Raw genomic sequence first — 14,768 nt, 5'->3', positions numbered from 1 at the left:
GGGCTCACCTGTGCCAGGGCTCGAAGCCGGCGATCTCGGCGTCGGACGGGGTCCGGAACCAGACGTCGGCGGTGATCCGGTCGTACTCGGGCGACTCCGGGCTGTGGTACTTCCGGGACGCCGAGTGGCCCTTGATCATCGGACCGGAGGAGGACTCCGGCTTGGGGGTCTCGGGCTTGGGCAACTCCTGCTTGGGCGACTCCGACGGGGTCTCCCACTTCGCGTCGCGGCCGGGGTGCGGACCCGCGCCCGGGGTCCGGCGGGGCAGCGGGGACGACTCGTCCGGGTTGTCGACGAGCTTGATCTCCGCCGGGTCGCCCGTGCTCTCATCCGCCTTCGGCAGCGGCTTGCCGTCCGCGACGTGCCTGCGCAGCGATTCCGGGATCTGCGGAACGTCGGCGCGGCCGGAGTCGTCGCGAACCTGGTCGTCCTGAGCCGTGTGCGCCATCTCGGGGCGCGGCTGCGGCGTCCGCTTCGGCAGCGGTGCCGCGGCGGAGGTCCCTGCGTCGTCGAGGCTGCCGGTGACCTGCGCGGACGCGTCCTGCTCGCGGGGCACGGCGGGGATGACCTGGGTGGCGTCGGCGCCGACCGGCGGCGTGTACGGCTCCTGCGCCCCACCCGCGGATTCCGGCTCGAACAGCGAGCGCAGCTGACCCGAGAGCTGCCCGGAGTCCTCCTCGTCGGCCCCCGGCGGGAACTGCGACGGCCGCGTCTCGCCCCGGGCCTCCTCGGCCTCGGGATTGCGGAACCAGGTGTTGTCACCCGACGGTTCGAGATCCGCCTCGACCACCGATTCCGGCTGGGGCTCGGGCTCGGGCTCCGGGTCGGGCTCGGGCAGGCGCTGGGTCCCGGTGGGGGCGGAGCGCAGCGTCTCCGGCGACACCCACGGGCGGGGCCTGCGGTCCCACTCGTCCTGCTGCTCCTCCGGCGGCTCCCACTGGCGCGGCTGCTCCAGCAGGTCCAGAGGAGCGGGCTGGTGCGCGACCGTCCGATCGTCCGCGTACTCCTCGCCCGCGTAGCCGTCGTCCGGGTGGTGCTCGTCCCGGAAGCGGTCGTCCCGGAAGCGGTCGTCGACGTGGGCGGCGTCCTCGTAGACCCGCTCGTCGTACACGGGCTCGTCGTACACGGGCTCCGCGTACAGCGGCCTGGCCAGCTCCGCCTTCAGGCGGCGGCGCAGCGGCCGGACGAACAGCAGCCAGGTGATGAACGCACCCAGCAGAAATGCGGCGAGGCTCCACAGCCACACCTGGGTGAACAACCAGGTGATCACGAGTGACGTCCCTCCTCCGGGGTTCCAGCGGCACCGCCGGTCATCCTCGGGTTCCTACCACGCGTCCGGCGCGCCCCGGTACCTCTTTGACCCGCTCGTGACGCACGCGGCAAGTTCAAGACAGCACCCGGCTCACGACGCGGCCCACATCACGGGACAACCCAGATCACGGGACAGCGCAGATCACGGGACGACGCGGGTCACGAGACGGCTCACCAGGTGCGCGCGACCACGTAGTCGACCAGCGAGGACAGCGCCTCGCGGGCCGGCACGTCGGGCAGCGAGGCGAGTTCCTTGCGCGCGTCGTCGGCGAACTCCTGCAGCGTGCCGCGGGTCCGCTCCAGACCGCTGCTCTCGCGCAGCAGCTCCAGGGCCTCGGTGACCTCTGCGTCGGAGGACAGCGGGCGGGAGAGCAGGTCCCGCAGTCGCGGCGAGCAGTTCTCGTCGGCCAGGGCGTACAGCATCGGCAGCGTCTTGACGCCCTCGCGCAGGTCGGTGCCCGGGGTCTTGCCGGACTCCTTCGACGGCGAGGCGATGTCGATGATGTCGTCGGAGATCTGGAACCCGGTCCCGATCAGCTTGCCGATGCGCTCCAGCGACTCGACGGTCGCCTCGTCGGCCCCGGAGAACCAGGCGCCGAAGCGACCGGCGGTCGCGATCAGCGAACCGGTCTTCTCGTAGATCACCTTGAGGTAGAAGTCGACGGCGTCCTCGCCGTCGCGGACGCCCTCGGTCTCCCGCATCTGCCCGGTGACCAGCGCCTCGAAGGTGATCGCCATCCGGCGAACGGCCTCGGCGCCGAGGTCGGCGATGAGCTGGGAGCCCTTGGCGAACAGGAAGTCGCCGGTGAGGATCGCGACCGAGTTGTCCCAGCGGGCGTTGGCGCTGGTCGCACCCCGCCGCATGGTGGCCTCGTCCATCACGTCGTCGTGGTAGAGCGTCGCGAGGTGGATCATCTCCACCACGGCGCCGGACTTGATCACCTCGTCCGCCGCGGGGTCGCCGAACTGGGCGGCGAGCAGCACGAACAGCGGCCGGAACCGCTTGCCGCCCGCGTCCACCAGGTGGAGCGACGTGCGCGTGGCGAAGTCGAGATCGCTGCGCACCTCGTGGTGCAGCAGCTGCTCGACGCGTGCCATGCCCTGCTTGACCGAGTCGGCCAACGCGGCGTCGGTGATCTGGAAACCACCCGACCCGCCTGCCGTCAGTTCACTGATCGGGTCATCCGCTGGCCTGCTCACGTCACCGTCGCCTTCGCTCCCCCACGATCGCCCTACGGGCGAGCACTCTACGACACGAAGCCACCGACGTTCGCCCAGTCCAGGGCCAACGTCGGCAACACGCCCAGCAACAGCGTCACGACCACGCCCAGCGTGATCGCCGCCGTCGTGAACGCACCCGGCACGCTGACGGTGGGGCCGTCCGCAGCCGGTTCTTGGAAGTGCATCAGCACGATGACACGAAGGTAGAAGAAGGCCGCAACCGCACTCGCCACCAGGGCCACCACGACCAGCGGCGCCATCCCGTCGGTCAGCGCGGCCTCGAAGACCACGAACTTCCCGACGAAACCGCTGGTCATGGGGATACCCGCGAGGGCGAGCAGCAGGAACGTGAACACCCAGGCGACGAGGGGTGACCGCTTTGCCAGACCTGCCCAGTCCGAAAGGTGAGTTGCCTCACCGTCGGAGCGCCGCACGAGGCTGATCACACCGAACACGGCGATCGTGGTGAAGCCGTAGGCCAGCAGGTAGAACAGCGTCGCCGCGAGCCCGCGGTCGGACAGCGCGAGGGCTCCGAGCAGCATGAACCCGGCGTGCGCCACCGACGAGTAGGCGATCATCCGCTTGATGTCGCGCTGGGTCAGGCCCAGCACCACGCCGATGACCATGGACACCACGGCGATCGTCCACACCACGCCGCGCCACTCCCAGCTGGAGGCCTCGAAGGCCACTTGCAGCACGCGCAGGATGCCGCCGAACGCCGCGACCTTGGTGCAGGCCGCCATGAAGCCGGTCACCGAGGTCGGGGCGCCCTGGTAGACGTCCGGGGTCCAGGTGTGGAACGGGCCGACGGAGGCCTTGAACAGCAGGCCCACCAGCAGCAGGCCGAGACCGGCGAACAGCAGCGTGTCCGACCGCTCCGAGCCGGCGGTGGCGTCGGCGATCGCCTGCAGCTTCACCGAACCCGCGTAGCCGTAGAGCAGCGCGAGGCCGTAGAGGAAGAACGCGGAGGCGAACGCGCCGAGCAGGAAGTACTTCACGGCCGACTCCTGCGACAACAGCCGGCGGCGCTTGGCCAGCCCGCACATCAGGTACAGCGGCAGGCTCAGCACCTCGAGCGCGATGAGCATCGTCAGCAGGTCGTTGGCCGCGCAGAACACCATCATCCCGCCGAGCGAGAACAGGGCCAGCGGGAAGACCTCGGTGCGCATCCCGGCCGCCGACGCGGCGGCGCGGCTCATCGTCCCCGGGCCCTCGGCCGGGGTCGCCTCGGCCACGAACGCGCCGCCCGGTTCCACCGAGCGGTCGGCGATCAGCAGCACCGAACCCAGGCCGAGCGCCAGCAGCGTGCCCCACAGGAACAGCGTCGGCGGGTCGACGGCCAGCGAGTCCGACAGCGTGGTCACCCCGGTGCCCGCGGACCGCGCGAAGACGGCCAGGGCGACACCGGCGACGACGATCGCGACCAGGCTCAGCCCGACCTGCACCGACCACCGCTGGTGCCGGGGCAGGAACGCCTCGACCAGGATCGCCAGGCACGCGGCGCCCAGGATCACCAGCACCGGCGCGATCGCCGCGTAGTCGATCGGCGGGACCTCGACGTGGCCCAGCTGGCTCGGGAAGCCGGCGGTCACTCCCATGAACGCTCCCACTGTCAGTTACCTCCCTGCGAGGTCACGGGGTCGGTGACGCCGACCTCGCTCATGGTTGCCGCGACCGACGGGTTGATCACGTCCAGCACCGGCTTCGGGTACACGCCGAGCCCGACGATCAGCACGATCAGCGGGGCCAGCACGGCGACCTCCCGGGCGCCGAGGTCGGCGAACCGGAGCCGGTGCGCGCCTTCGCGATTCGGGTCGGTGACCGCTCCCGGGCCGCCCGCGGTGCCCAGCAGCGCGTCGCCGCGCACCGGGCCCTGCATGGTGCGCTGGTACAGCCGCAGCACGTAGACCGCGGCCAGCACCATGCCGATCGTGGCCAGCGTCGCGTACACCGGTCGGGTCGCGAAAGACCCGACGAGCACGAGGAATTCGCTGACGAAGGAGTTCGTCCCCGGCAGCGACAGGGTGCTCAGACCGGCGATGAGCAAGCTGCCCGCCAGCAGCGGGGTCACCTTCGCCATGCCGCCGTAGTCGGCGATGCGGGTCGACCCGCCGCGCGCGATGACCATGCCGATGACCAGGATCAGCATGCCGGTGGCGACGCTGTGGTTGACCATGTACGACGCCGACCCGACCTGGGCCTGGCTGGTGAACGCGAAGATCCCCATCGCGATGAAGCCGAAGTGCGCGATGGACACGTAGGCGACGAAGCGCTTCAGGTCGGTCTGCCCGAACGCCTGCAGCGAGCCGTAGAGCACGCCGATCACCGCCAGCACCAGCACCAGCGGTGCCAGCTGCTGCGAGGCCTGCGGGGTCAGCGGCAGGCTGTAGCGCAGGAACCCGAAGGTGCCGACCTTGTCGAGCACGCCGACCACGATCACCGCGACGCCGATCGGCGCCTGCTGCGCGGCGTCCGGCAGCCAGGTGTGGAACGGGATCAGCGGCGCCTTGATCGCGAACGCGACGAAGAACCCCAGGAACAGCCAGATCTGCACGTTCACCGGGGCGTCGGACAGGATCGGGACGAGCTTGGCCCAGTCGAAGGTGCCCTCGCCGGTGACCTGCGCGCTGTAGCTGTAGGCGCCGATCGCCGAGGCCAGCATGATCAGGCCGCCGAGGAACGAGTACAGGAAGAACTTGACCGCGGCGTAGGTGCGGTTCTCACCGCCGTAGCCGCCGATGAGGAAGTACATCGGGATCAGCATGATCTCGAAGAGCACGTAGAACAGGAACACGTCGGTGGCGGCGAACACCGCGACGGTCAACGCCTGCTCCAGCAGCAGCAGCGAGAAGAACCCGCCGTGCGTGCGCCCCTCGGGCAGCCGCTCGCCCCAGCTGTAGCCCAGCACCAGCGGGGTGAGCACGGCGATGACCACGATCATCACCAGCGCGATGCCGTCGACGCCGAACGACAGGTTGATGTCGAACGACGGGATCCACGGGATCGAGCTGGTCAGCTGCAACCGGGGCCCGGCCGGGTCGTAGGCGAACCAGGCGGCCACCGCGATCACCAGCTCGGCGAGGGAGAACCCGAGCGCGGCCCACTTCGCCGCGCCGGTGTTGCCGCGCAGCAGGGCCACGACGACCGACCCGGCGATGGGCAGCAGCACCAGGGCGAGCAGCAGGGTCATCGGATCTCCTCCCGGAGCTGGATGGACTCGACGGGCAGCTTCATGACGGGCGGCTTCATGACGGGATCCCCACTGCCATCAAGGCGGCGATCACCACGACGCCGCCGAAGAGCATGGACAGGGCGTAGGACCGGACGAACCCGGTCTGCCAGCGGCGCATCCGGCCGGAGGCGAAGGTGAGCAGCCCGGCGATGCCGGACACCGCGCCGTCGACGCCCTTGCGGTCGACCGCGAGCAGCCCCTTGGTCAGGCCGAAAGTGGGGCGCACCGCGACCAGGTCGTTGAACTTGTTGCCGCCGAGGTCGGCGCGGGCCGCGCGCACGACCGGGGAGACCTTCGCCGGGCGCTGCACCGGAACCGGCTTGCGGCCCACCACCAGCCACGCGATCAGCACGCCCAGCGCCGAGAACGCCACCGTGAGGACGGGGATGAGCGCGTGCGGGATGGCGGTGTGGTGCGCCTCCTGCAGCTCGCCCAGCGACGGCGACAGGAACGTCACCAGCCGGTCGCCGCCGGCCAGGAACATGCCCGCCGCGACCGAGCCGACCGCCAGCACGATCATCGGCGCGGTCATGATCGCCGGGGACTCGTGCGGGTGGAATTCCTTGCCGTCGCTCGACTTCAGGTCCTTCCAGCGCTTCTCGCCGAAGAACGTCATCAGCACCAGGCGCGTCATGTAGAACGCCGTGATGCCCGCGCCGAGCATGGCCGCGCCGCCGAAGACCCAGCCGCGCCAGCCCTCCTGGCCGAACGCCGCCTCGATGATGGCGTCCTTGGAGTAGAAACCGGACAGGAACGGGAACCCGATCAGCGCCAGGTAGCCGAGCCCGAAGGTGCCGAAGGTGATCGGCATGTACCGGGCGAGGCCGCCGAACTTGCGCATGTCGACCTCGTCGTTCATGCCGTGCATGACGGACCCGGCGCCGAGGAACAGCCCGGCCTTGAAGAAGCCGTGGGTGAGCAGGTGCATGATGCCCAGCGCGTACCCGGCCGGGCCGAGCCCGACCGCCAGCATCATGTAGCCGATCTGGCTGACCGTGGAGTAGGCCAGCACCTTCTTGATGTCGTCGTAGGCGCACCCGATGACGCAGCCGACGAGCAGCGTCACGGCGCCGACGACGGTGACGGCCAGCTGCCCGCCGGGCGAGAGCGAGAACAGCGGGTTGGAGCGGGCCACCAGGTAGACGCCCGCGGTGACCATCGTCGCGGCGTGGATCAGCGCCGACACCGGGGTCGGGCCCTCCATCGCGTCCGGCAACCAGGCCTGCAGCGGGACCTGGCCGGACTTGCCGCAGGCGCCGAGCAGCAGCAGGAGCGTGATCGCCAGCAGCACGCCCGGCGAGAGCTCACCGGCGCGGGCGAAGACCTCCGCGTACTGGGTGGTGCCGAGGTTCGCGAACAGCAGGAAGATCGCCAGCGCCAGGCCGACGTCGCCGACCCGGTTCATCACGAACGCCTTGGTGGCCGCGGCCGCCGCCGACGGGCGGTGCTGCCAGAACCCGATCAGCAGGTAGGACGCCAGGCCGACGCCCTCCCAGCCGAGGTAGAGGGTCACGAAGCTGTTGCCCAGCACCAGGACCAGCATCGCGGCGACGAACAGGTTCAGGTAGCCGAAGAAGCGGCGGCGCTCGGTGTTGTCGGAGCCGGTGCGCCCCTGCTGGTCGTGGCTCATGTAGCCGATCGAGTACAGGTGGATCAGCGACCCGACACCCGTGATCAGCAGCACGAACACCATCGCCAGCGGGTCCAGCCGGAGCCCGAAGTCGACCTGCAGCGCGTTCACCGGGATCCACGAGAACAGGTGCAGCTCGCGGACCTGCTCGCTCTCCGGGCTGCCGGCGACGGAGGTGAACAGCCAGAGCCCGTAGACGAACGAGGCGATCACCGTTGCCGACCCCAGCAGATGGCCCCACCCGTTGGCCCGCCGTCCCGCGATCAGCAGGATCGCAGCGCCCACCAGCGGGAACGCGATCAGCAGCCAGGCGTAGGACTGCGCCGGACCGGTCGCGTCGGCGACCTCCGCTGCGGTTTCAAGCATCATTGCCGTCACCACGCGCCCTCTCAGTCATTCTCAGCAGCTCAGTACTTGAGGAGGTTGGCGTCATCGACCGAGGCCGAGCGACGCGTCCGGAAGATCGACATGATGATGGCCAGGCCGACGACCACTTCGGCGGCCGCGACGACCATCACGAAGAACGCCATGACCTGCCCGTGCACCGTGCCCTCGATGCGGGCGAAGGTGACCAGCGTCAGGTTCACCGCGTTAAGCATCAGCTCGACGCACATGAACACCACGATGGCGTTGCGCCGCACCAGGACTCCGACCGCGCCGATCGAGAACAGCAGCGCCGACAGCAGCAGGTAGTAGGTGGGGGTCACTGGTGAACCTCCTCGGTGGCGTGCCCCGAGCGCGCGCGCCCGTTCTCCTGGGAGCCGTTGGGCACCGGGATGTCCGGTCCGTCCGCACCGGACCCGCCCGGCTCACCGGACTTGCCGGCCCCGGACTGCTCGGACTGCTCGGGCACCTCGGGCTCGCCACCGGCCAGGGCATGCGGATCGGGTGCCGGTTCGTCCCCGGCGATCGCGCGGCGCTCCTCGTCGAGCTTCTCGGCGGGCAGGTTCTCCAGCAGCTCGGACAGCGACTCCGGCGCCACCGAACCGTCCGGCAGCAGCGCGGGCACCGCGACCGAGTTGGCCGTGGCGTACACGCCGGGACCGGGCAGCGGCGACGAGCGGTCGCTGCGGAACCGCTGGTTGGCGCGCTCCCGCTGGCTCAGGCGCGGGCCGCGGCCCTTGCCGCCGTAGGCCAGCACCATCGCGCCGACGGCCGCGGTGATCAGCAGCGCGGAGGTCAGCTCGAACGGGAACAGGTAGTCGGTGAAGATCAGCCGGCCGAGTCCGCCCGCACCGCCACCGGCGGGCTGCCAGGCGTCCAGCGGCGGGGCGGCCTGCACCGAGGTCAGCGACCGGGCGAGGCCCGCGACCAGCAGCGCGGCCAGGCCGACCCCGCCGAGACCGGCCCAGAGGCGTTGTCCGCGCAGGACTTCCACCACCGAGTCCGACGAGTCGCGGCCGACCATCATCAGCACGAACAGGAACAGCATCATGATCGCGCCGGTGTAGACGATGATCTGGGTGAAGCCCAGGAACGCGGCGCTCTGGCCCATGTAGAGCACGCCCAGGCTCAGCATCGTCAGCACCAGCCACAGCGCGGAGTGCACCGCGTTGCGGGCGAAGACCATGCCGAGCGCGCCCAGCAGCGACAGCGGTCCTAGGACCGAGAACAGAACCGTCTCCCCGGTGCCGACCACGTCGCCGGCCTGCGCCAGCACGATTCCGGTGCTCATCGCGCATCCACCTCCGGACCGGATTCCACCGTCGCCCCCTCGGGAACACCGCGCTGCTTCGCGAGTTCGGGGCCGTTGACGTAGTAGTCCTGCTCGTCGTCACCGAGGCGCATCGCGTGCGGCGGCTGCTCCATGCCGGGCAGCAGCGGCGCGAGCATGTCGGCCTTGGTGTAGATCAGGTCCTGGCGGTTGTCGTCCGCGGTCTCGTACTCGTTGGTCATCGTCAGCGCCCGGGTCGGGCAGGCCTCGATGCACAACCCGCAGCCGATGCAGCGCAGGTAGTTGATCTGGTAGTCCATGCCGTAGCGCTCGCCGGGCGAGTAGCGGGCCTCGTCGGTGTTGTCCCCGCCCTCCACGAAGATCGCGTCGGCCGGACACGCCCACGCGCACAGCTCGCAGCCCACGCACTTCTCCAGCCCGTCCGGGTGCCGGTTGAGCTGGTGGCGGCCGTGGAACCGGGGTGCGGCGACCTTCTTGACCTCGGGGTACTCCTCGGTGACGACCTTCTTGAACATCGTCGAGAAGGTGACGCCGAATCCCTTGATCGGATCAAACATTCCCATGGGGCGCCTCCTCGCCTTCCGGACCCGCGAGTTCGCCGGAACCGGTGCCGCTGCGCACCGGGGTGCGTCGCGGCGGGGTCTTGGGGACTTCCAGGTCGAGCGGTGGCACGGGGAACCCGCTGCCCGCCATCGGCACCTCGTCGCGGTCCTCGGCGGGCTTGCGGTCCGGGATGAGGAACGTGGCCGCGACCAGGATCACCACCACGACCGCCCCGCCGATCATGAACTGCTGGGTGCTGACGGTGTCGGTGTTGCGCAGCGCGCGGATCACGGTCACCGCCACGATCCACACCAGGCTGACCGGGACCAGCAGCTTCCAGCCGAGGTCCATGAACTGGTCGTAGCGCAGGCGGGGCAGGGTGCCGCGCAGCCACACGAAGAAGAACAGGAACGCGATCGTCTTGCCGAGGAACCACAGCACCGGCCACCACCCGGTGTTGAGGACCCCGTCGCCGATCAGCGACAGCGGCCACGGCGCGTGCCAGCCGCCGAGGAACAGCGTCGTCGCCAGCGCCGAGACGGTGACCATGTTGATGTACTCGGCGAGGAAGAACAGCGCGAACTTCAGCGACGAGTACTCGGTGTGGAAACCGCCGACCAGCTCGGACTCGGCCTCCGGGAGGTCGAACGGGGCGCGGTTGGTCTCGCCGACCATCGACACCACGTAGACCAGGAAACTCACCGGAAGCAGCGCGAAGAACCAGCCGTTCTCCTGCGCGGCGACGATGCCGGAGGTGGACAGCGTCCCGGCGTACATGATCACCGCGACGAACGACAGGCCCATCGCGATCTCGTAGGAGATCACCTGCGCCGCGGACCGCAGCGAACCCAGCAGCGGGTACGGCGATCCGGACGCCCACCCGGCGAGCACGATGCCGTAGACGCCGACCGAGGCGCAGGCCAGCACGACCAGCAGGCCGACCGGCAGGTCGACCAGCTGCAGCGCGGTGCGCTCGCCGAAGATGGTGACCTCGGGGCCGATCGGGATCACCGAGAACGACACCAGCGCGGGCGTCGCGGAGATCGCCGGGGCCAGGAAGTACACCCACTTGTCGGCCATGACCGGCCGGATGTCCTCCTTGAACGCCAGCTTCAGGCCGTCGGCCAGCGACTGGAGGATGCCGAAGGGCCCGGCCCGGTTCGGCCCCGGCCGGTGCTGCATGCGGCCGATGACCCGGCGTTCCGCCCAGATCGTCAGCAGCGTCATGAGCACCAGGAACGCGAAGATCGCCACGACCTTGATCAGGATCAACCAGATCGGGTCGTCGGCGAGCAGTTCGGCTGTCTCGGTCATGCGTTCCCCCCGCGGTGGTGGGCGGAGTTGCCGTTCACGCTGGTCGTGCCGTTCGGGGAGTACCCGTTGCTCCCCGCGTCCCCGGTGACCGGAGCGAGGTCGACGAGCGCCCCGTGCCCGGCGCCGAGTGCCTGGTGGACCCGGGCCGGGCCGGAGTCGGTCGGGACCCACACGACGTCGTCGGGCATGTCGGCGATCTCGACCGGCAGCACGATCCTGCCCCGCTCGGTGCGGATCTCCAGGCGCTGTCCGGAACTGATCTCGACGCGCTTGGCGGTCTCGGGCGAGACGATCGCGACCCGGTTGCGGGCGGTGCCGGCCAGGTTCGGCTCGTCGGCCTGCAGCGACCCGTTGTCCAGCAGCTGCCGCCAGGTCCCCAGCACGGCCTGCCCGGGCCCGGGTCGCGGCGCGTGCGCGGCGGCCTCGTCCGGGAAGGGCGTGCGGGCACCGGTGTGCGTGCCGAGCCGGTCGAGCTCGGCCGCTGCGGCGGCCGGGCTCTGGGTGAACAGGTCCGCGTCCATCTCCACGGCGAGGGTGTCGAGCACCCGGCAGTCCGGCAGCGCGCCGGTGCCGTCGATGGTGGTGGCGAACTCGCGGCGGCGGCCTTCCCAGTTGAGGTAGCTGCCGTTCTTCTCGGCGCTGGGCGCGATGGGGAGCACCACGTCGGCCCGCTCGGTCACCGCGCTCGGCCGCAGTTCGAGGCTGACCACGAAATCGGCCGCTTCCAGGGCCTTCCGGGCCAGCTCCGGGTCGGGCAGGTCGTCCGGGTCGACGCCGCCGAGCACCAGCCCGGACAGCTCGCCGGACGCCGCGGCGGTGAGGATCTCGGTGAGGTCGCGCCCCGCCGAGGCGGGCAGCGACCCGGGCGCCATGCCCCAGGTCCGCTCGACGTCGGAGCGGGCGTGGTCGTCGACGACGGGCCGGGCACCGGGCAGCAGCGTCGGCAGCGCACCGGCCTCGACGGCGCCGCGCTCCCCGGCCCGGCGCGGGATCCAGGCGACCTGGGCCCCGGTGCGCTGGGCGGTGCGCAGCACCTCGGAGAGCAGGCCGGGCACCTCGGCGGCGCGCTCGCCGACGACGAGCACCGCGCCCTGCTGCCGGATCGCCTCGTCCACCTCGGACGGCAGTTCCCGCAGCGCGGCGGCCTCGCCGCCGGGCACGCACTCGACGAGCGAGCCGGTGCGCACCGGGCCTCCGGCGTGGGTGATGACCGTGGTCTTCTCCACGCCCGGCGAGGTGCGCGGGGCGACGTGGAAGACCTGCGTCGTGCCCTGCCGCGCCGCCTTGCGCAGCCGGAGGAAGACGATCGGCGACTCCTCCTCCGGCTCGAACGCCACGCACAGCACCGCCGGGGCGGATTCCAGGTCGCCGTAGGTGACACCGGTCTCCGGCGTCACGCCGACCACCGCGGACTCCAGGAAGCGCAGCTCCTCGGCGGAGTGCGGGCGGGCCCGGTGGTCGATGTCGTTGGTGCGCAGGGCGACCCGCGCGAACTTCGAGTAGGCGTAGGCGTCCTCGACGGTCAACCGGCCGCCGGGCAGCACCCCGACGCCGCGCGCGTCACGCGCCGCGGTCAGGCCCTTCGCGGCCGCCTGCAGCGCCTCGGTCCAGGAGGCTTCGCGGAGCTCGCCGTCGACCCGGATCTGCGGGCGGGTGATGCGGTCGGCGGCGTTGGCGTAGCGGAACGCGAAGCGGCCCTTGTCGCAGATCCACTCCTCGTTGACCTCCGGGTCGTCCCCGGCCAACCGGCGCATGACCTTGCCGCGCCGCCAGTCGGTCCGGGTCGCGCAGCCCGAGGCGCAGTGCTCGCACTGCCCCGGCGTGGAGACCAGGTCGAACGGCCGGGACCGGAACCGGTAGGCGGCGCTGGTGAGCGCGCCGACCGGGCAGATCTGGATGGTGTTGCCGGAGAAGTAGGACTGGAACGGCTGCTGCTCGCCGATGCCGATCTGCTGCAGCGCACCGCGTTCCAGCAGCTCGATGAACGGGTCACCGGCGATCTGCTTGGAGAAGCGGGTGCAGCGCTGGCACAGCACGCAGCGCTCGCGGTCCAGCAGCACCTGCGAGGAGATCGGGACCGGCTTGGCGAAGGTCCGCTTCGTGTCGTGGAACCGCGACTCCGCGCGACCGTGCTTGAGCGCCTGGTTCTGCAGCGGGCACTCGCCGCCCTTGTCGCAGATCGGGCAGTCCAGCGGGTGGTTGATCAGCAGCAGCTCCATCACGCCCTGCTGCGCCTTGTCCGCCACCGGCGAGGAGTTCTGCGTCTTGACGACCATCCCGTCGGCGACGGTCATGGTGCAGGAGGCCTGCGGTTTCGGCATCGGCCGGCCGTTCATCTCGACCTCGACCAGGCACTGCCTGCAGGCGCCCGCCGGGTCCAGCAGCGGGTGGTCGCAGAACCGCGGGATGGTGATGCCCATCCGCTCCGCGGTCCGGATCAGCAGCTCGCCCTTGGGGGCGTCGACCTCGATCCCGTCGATGGTGAGCCGGACGTGCCCTTCGGGGACCGGGCGCGCTTCGGATTCGGGTGCCAGGGTCATCGGGCCGCTCCCACGAGGTCCGGAGCCGTCTTGTTCTTGTTGGAGTCGCACAGCGCGAGGAACTCCTCGCGGAAGTACTTGATGCCGCTGGTGATCGGGCTGACCGCGCCGTCACCGAGCGCGCAGAAGGAGCGGCCGAAGATGTTGTCGCAGACGTCGAGGAGGGTGTCGATGTCCTCCTCGGTCCCGTGCCCGTCGACCATCCGCTCCAGCACCTGCGCCATCCAGTAGGTGCCCTCCCGGCAGGGGGTGCACTTGCCGCAGGACTCGTGCTCGTAGAACTGGGTCCACTTCATCACCGCCCACGGCACCGACACCGTCTCGTTGAACACCTGCACGGCCGTGGTGCCCAGCATCGATCCGGCTTCGGCCGCGCCCTCGAAGTCCAGCGGGACGTCGAGGTGGTCGGCGGTGAACAGCGGCGTGGACGACCCGCCGGGGGTCCAGAACTTCAGCGGGACGCCGTCCTTCATGCCGCCCGCGAGTTCCAGCAGCTGACGCAGCGTGGTGCCCATCGGCGCCTCGTACTGGCCGGGCCGCTCCACGTGACCGGAGATCGAGTAGATCTTCGGTCCGGGCGACTTCTCGCTGCCCATCGTGCGGAACCAGTCCGAGCCGCCGTTGACGATGAACGGCACCGAGGCGATGGTCTCCACGTTGTTCACCGTCGTCGGGCAGGCGTAGAGCCCGGCCGCGGCGGGGAACGGGGGCTTGAGCCGCGGCTGGCCGCGCTTGCCCTCCAGCGAGTCCAGCAGCGCGGTCTCCTCGCCGCAGATGTAGGCGCCCGCCCCGGCGTGCACGACGATGTCCAGGTCGAAACCGGAGTCCAGGATGTTCTTGCCCAGGTACCCGGCCGCGTAGGCCTCGCGGACCGCGTGGGTGAGCCGCCGCATCGGGTGCAGGGCCTCACCGCGCACGTAGATCATGCAGTGGTTGGCCCGCATCGCGTAGCTGGCGATGATGCAGCCCTCGATCAGCGAGTGCGGGTCGGCCATCATCAGCGGGATGTCCTTGCAGGTCCCCGGCTCGCCCTCGTCGGCGTTGATGACCAGGTAGTGCGGCTTGACCGGGTCCTTCGGCATGAAGCTCCACTTCACGCCCGCCGGGAAGCCCGCACCGCCCCGACCGCGCAGGCCGGCGGCCTTGACCAGCTCGATCAGCTGGTCCGGGTGCGCGCCCAGCGCCTTGCGCAGGGCGGTGTAGCCCTCCAGCCGCTCGTAGGTCTCCAGCCGCCAGGCGTCCGGCGACAGCCACCGCTTGGTCAGCACCGGGGTCACCGGGCTGGGACTCGGTTCGGTCATG

Annotated in this window: 11 protein-coding genes; all 11 read right to left on the bottom strand. The window is 70.6% G+C overall.

Features of this window, described 5'->3' with window-relative positions:
• Positions 1-4: 4 nt before the first annotated feature.
• The 11 genes from REH65_RS19345 to nuoF all read right to left on the bottom strand — a co-directional run bounded on the left by REH65_RS19345 (position 5) and on the right by nuoF (position 14,767).
• A complete protein-coding gene (locus REH65_RS19345) occupies positions 5-1,270 on the bottom strand; it encodes a hypothetical protein (RefSeq protein ID WP_406688566.1) in 1,266 nt (421 codons plus the stop codon).
• Between the two features lie 212 nt (positions 1,271-1,482).
• Positions 1,483-2,511 (bottom strand): polyprenyl synthetase family protein, encoded by a 1,029-nt coding sequence (locus tag REH65_RS19340; RefSeq protein ID WP_406688565.1) that lies wholly within the window; start codon positions 2,509-2,511, stop codon positions 1,483-1,485.
• Between the two features lie 47 nt (positions 2,512-2,558).
• The gene (gene nuoN, locus REH65_RS19335) at positions 2,559-4,100 is read right to left on the bottom strand and encodes an NADH-quinone oxidoreductase subunit NuoN (protein WP_406693198.1); all 1,542 of its coding nucleotides are present in this window, start codon (positions 4,098-4,100) and stop codon (positions 2,559-2,561) included.
• 44 nt (positions 4,101-4,144) lie between these two features.
• Positions 4,145-5,722, bottom strand: coding sequence for an NADH-quinone oxidoreductase subunit M (locus tag REH65_RS19330; RefSeq protein WP_406688564.1), 1,578 nt, complete (start codon positions 5,720-5,722; stop codon positions 4,145-4,147).
• A gap of 55 nt (positions 5,723-5,777) precedes the next feature.
• A complete protein-coding gene (nuoL, locus tag REH65_RS19325; RefSeq protein ID WP_406688563.1) occupies positions 5,778-7,763 on the bottom strand; it encodes an NADH-quinone oxidoreductase subunit L in 1,986 nt (661 codons plus the stop codon).
• Between the two features lie 38 nt (positions 7,764-7,801).
• Positions 7,802-8,101 (bottom strand): NADH-quinone oxidoreductase subunit NuoK, encoded by a 300-nt coding sequence (gene nuoK, locus REH65_RS19320; RefSeq protein WP_093414272.1) that lies wholly within the window; start codon positions 8,099-8,101, stop codon positions 7,802-7,804.
• Entirely contained in the window at positions 8,098-9,069 is a 972-nt protein-coding gene (locus tag REH65_RS19315) for an NADH-quinone oxidoreductase subunit J (protein ID WP_406688562.1), read from the bottom strand. Before REH65_RS19315 ends, nuoK begins: the two co-directional genes overlap by 4 nt.
• Positions 9,066-9,632, bottom strand: a complete 567-nt coding sequence (gene nuoI, locus REH65_RS19310; protein WP_281455447.1) for an NADH-quinone oxidoreductase subunit NuoI — start codon at positions 9,630-9,632, stop codon at positions 9,066-9,068. The genes REH65_RS19315 and nuoI overlap by 4 nt, the downstream gene beginning before the upstream one ends.
• Positions 9,619-10,926, bottom strand: coding sequence for an NADH-quinone oxidoreductase subunit NuoH (gene nuoH / locus REH65_RS19305; protein ID WP_281455448.1), 1,308 nt, complete (start codon positions 10,924-10,926; stop codon positions 9,619-9,621). Before nuoH ends, nuoI begins: the two co-directional genes overlap by 14 nt.
• Positions 10,923-13,466: an NADH-quinone oxidoreductase subunit G gene (locus tag REH65_RS19300; protein ID WP_406688561.1), complete on the bottom strand. Its 2,544-nt coding sequence runs from the start codon at positions 13,464-13,466 to the stop codon at positions 10,923-10,925. The genes nuoH and REH65_RS19300 overlap by 4 nt, the downstream gene beginning before the upstream one ends.
• On the bottom strand, positions 13,463-14,767 hold the full coding sequence (gene nuoF, locus REH65_RS19295; RefSeq protein WP_281455450.1) for an NADH-quinone oxidoreductase subunit NuoF: 1,305 nt from the start codon (positions 14,765-14,767) through the stop codon (positions 13,463-13,465). Before nuoF ends, REH65_RS19300 begins: the two co-directional genes overlap by 4 nt.
• Position 14,768: the final 1 nt, after the last annotated feature.

The sequence above is a fragment of the Saccharopolyspora sp. ID03-671 genome, assembly GCF_045278815.1.
GTDB classification, from domain to species: Bacteria; Actinomycetota; Actinomycetes; order Mycobacteriales; family Pseudonocardiaceae; genus Saccharopolyspora; species Saccharopolyspora ipomoeae.
This window is presented reverse-complemented; position numbering and strand designations above follow the sequence as displayed.

What these genes read in the sequence shown, in the direction of transcription:
- REH65_RS19300 (WP_406688561.1), bottom strand. Translation starts at nt 13,466, where the DNA reads ATGACCCTGGCACCCGAATCCGAAGCGCGCCCGGTCCCCGAAGGGCAC.
- nuoF (WP_281455450.1), bottom strand. Translation starts at nt 14,767, where the DNA reads ATGACCGAACCGAGTCCCAGCCCGGTGACCCCGGTGCTGACCAAGCGG.
- REH65_RS19315 (WP_406688562.1), bottom strand. Translation starts at nt 9,069, where the DNA reads ATGAGCACCGGAATCGTGCTGGCGCAGGCCGGCGACGTGGTCGGCACC.
- nuoH (WP_281455448.1), bottom strand. Translation starts at nt 10,926, where the DNA reads ATGACCGAGACAGCCGAACTGCTCGCCGACGACCCGATCTGGTTGATC.
- nuoI (WP_281455447.1), bottom strand. Translation starts at nt 9,632, where the DNA reads ATGGGAATGTTTGATCCGATCAAGGGATTCGGCGTCACCTTCTCGACG.
- nuoL (WP_406688563.1), bottom strand. Translation starts at nt 7,763, where the DNA reads ATGATGCTTGAAACCGCAGCGGAGGTCGCCGACGCGACCGGTCCGGCG.
- REH65_RS19330 (WP_406688564.1), bottom strand. Translation starts at nt 5,722, where the DNA reads ATGACCCTGCTGCTCGCCCTGGTGCTGCTGCCCATCGCCGGGTCGGTC.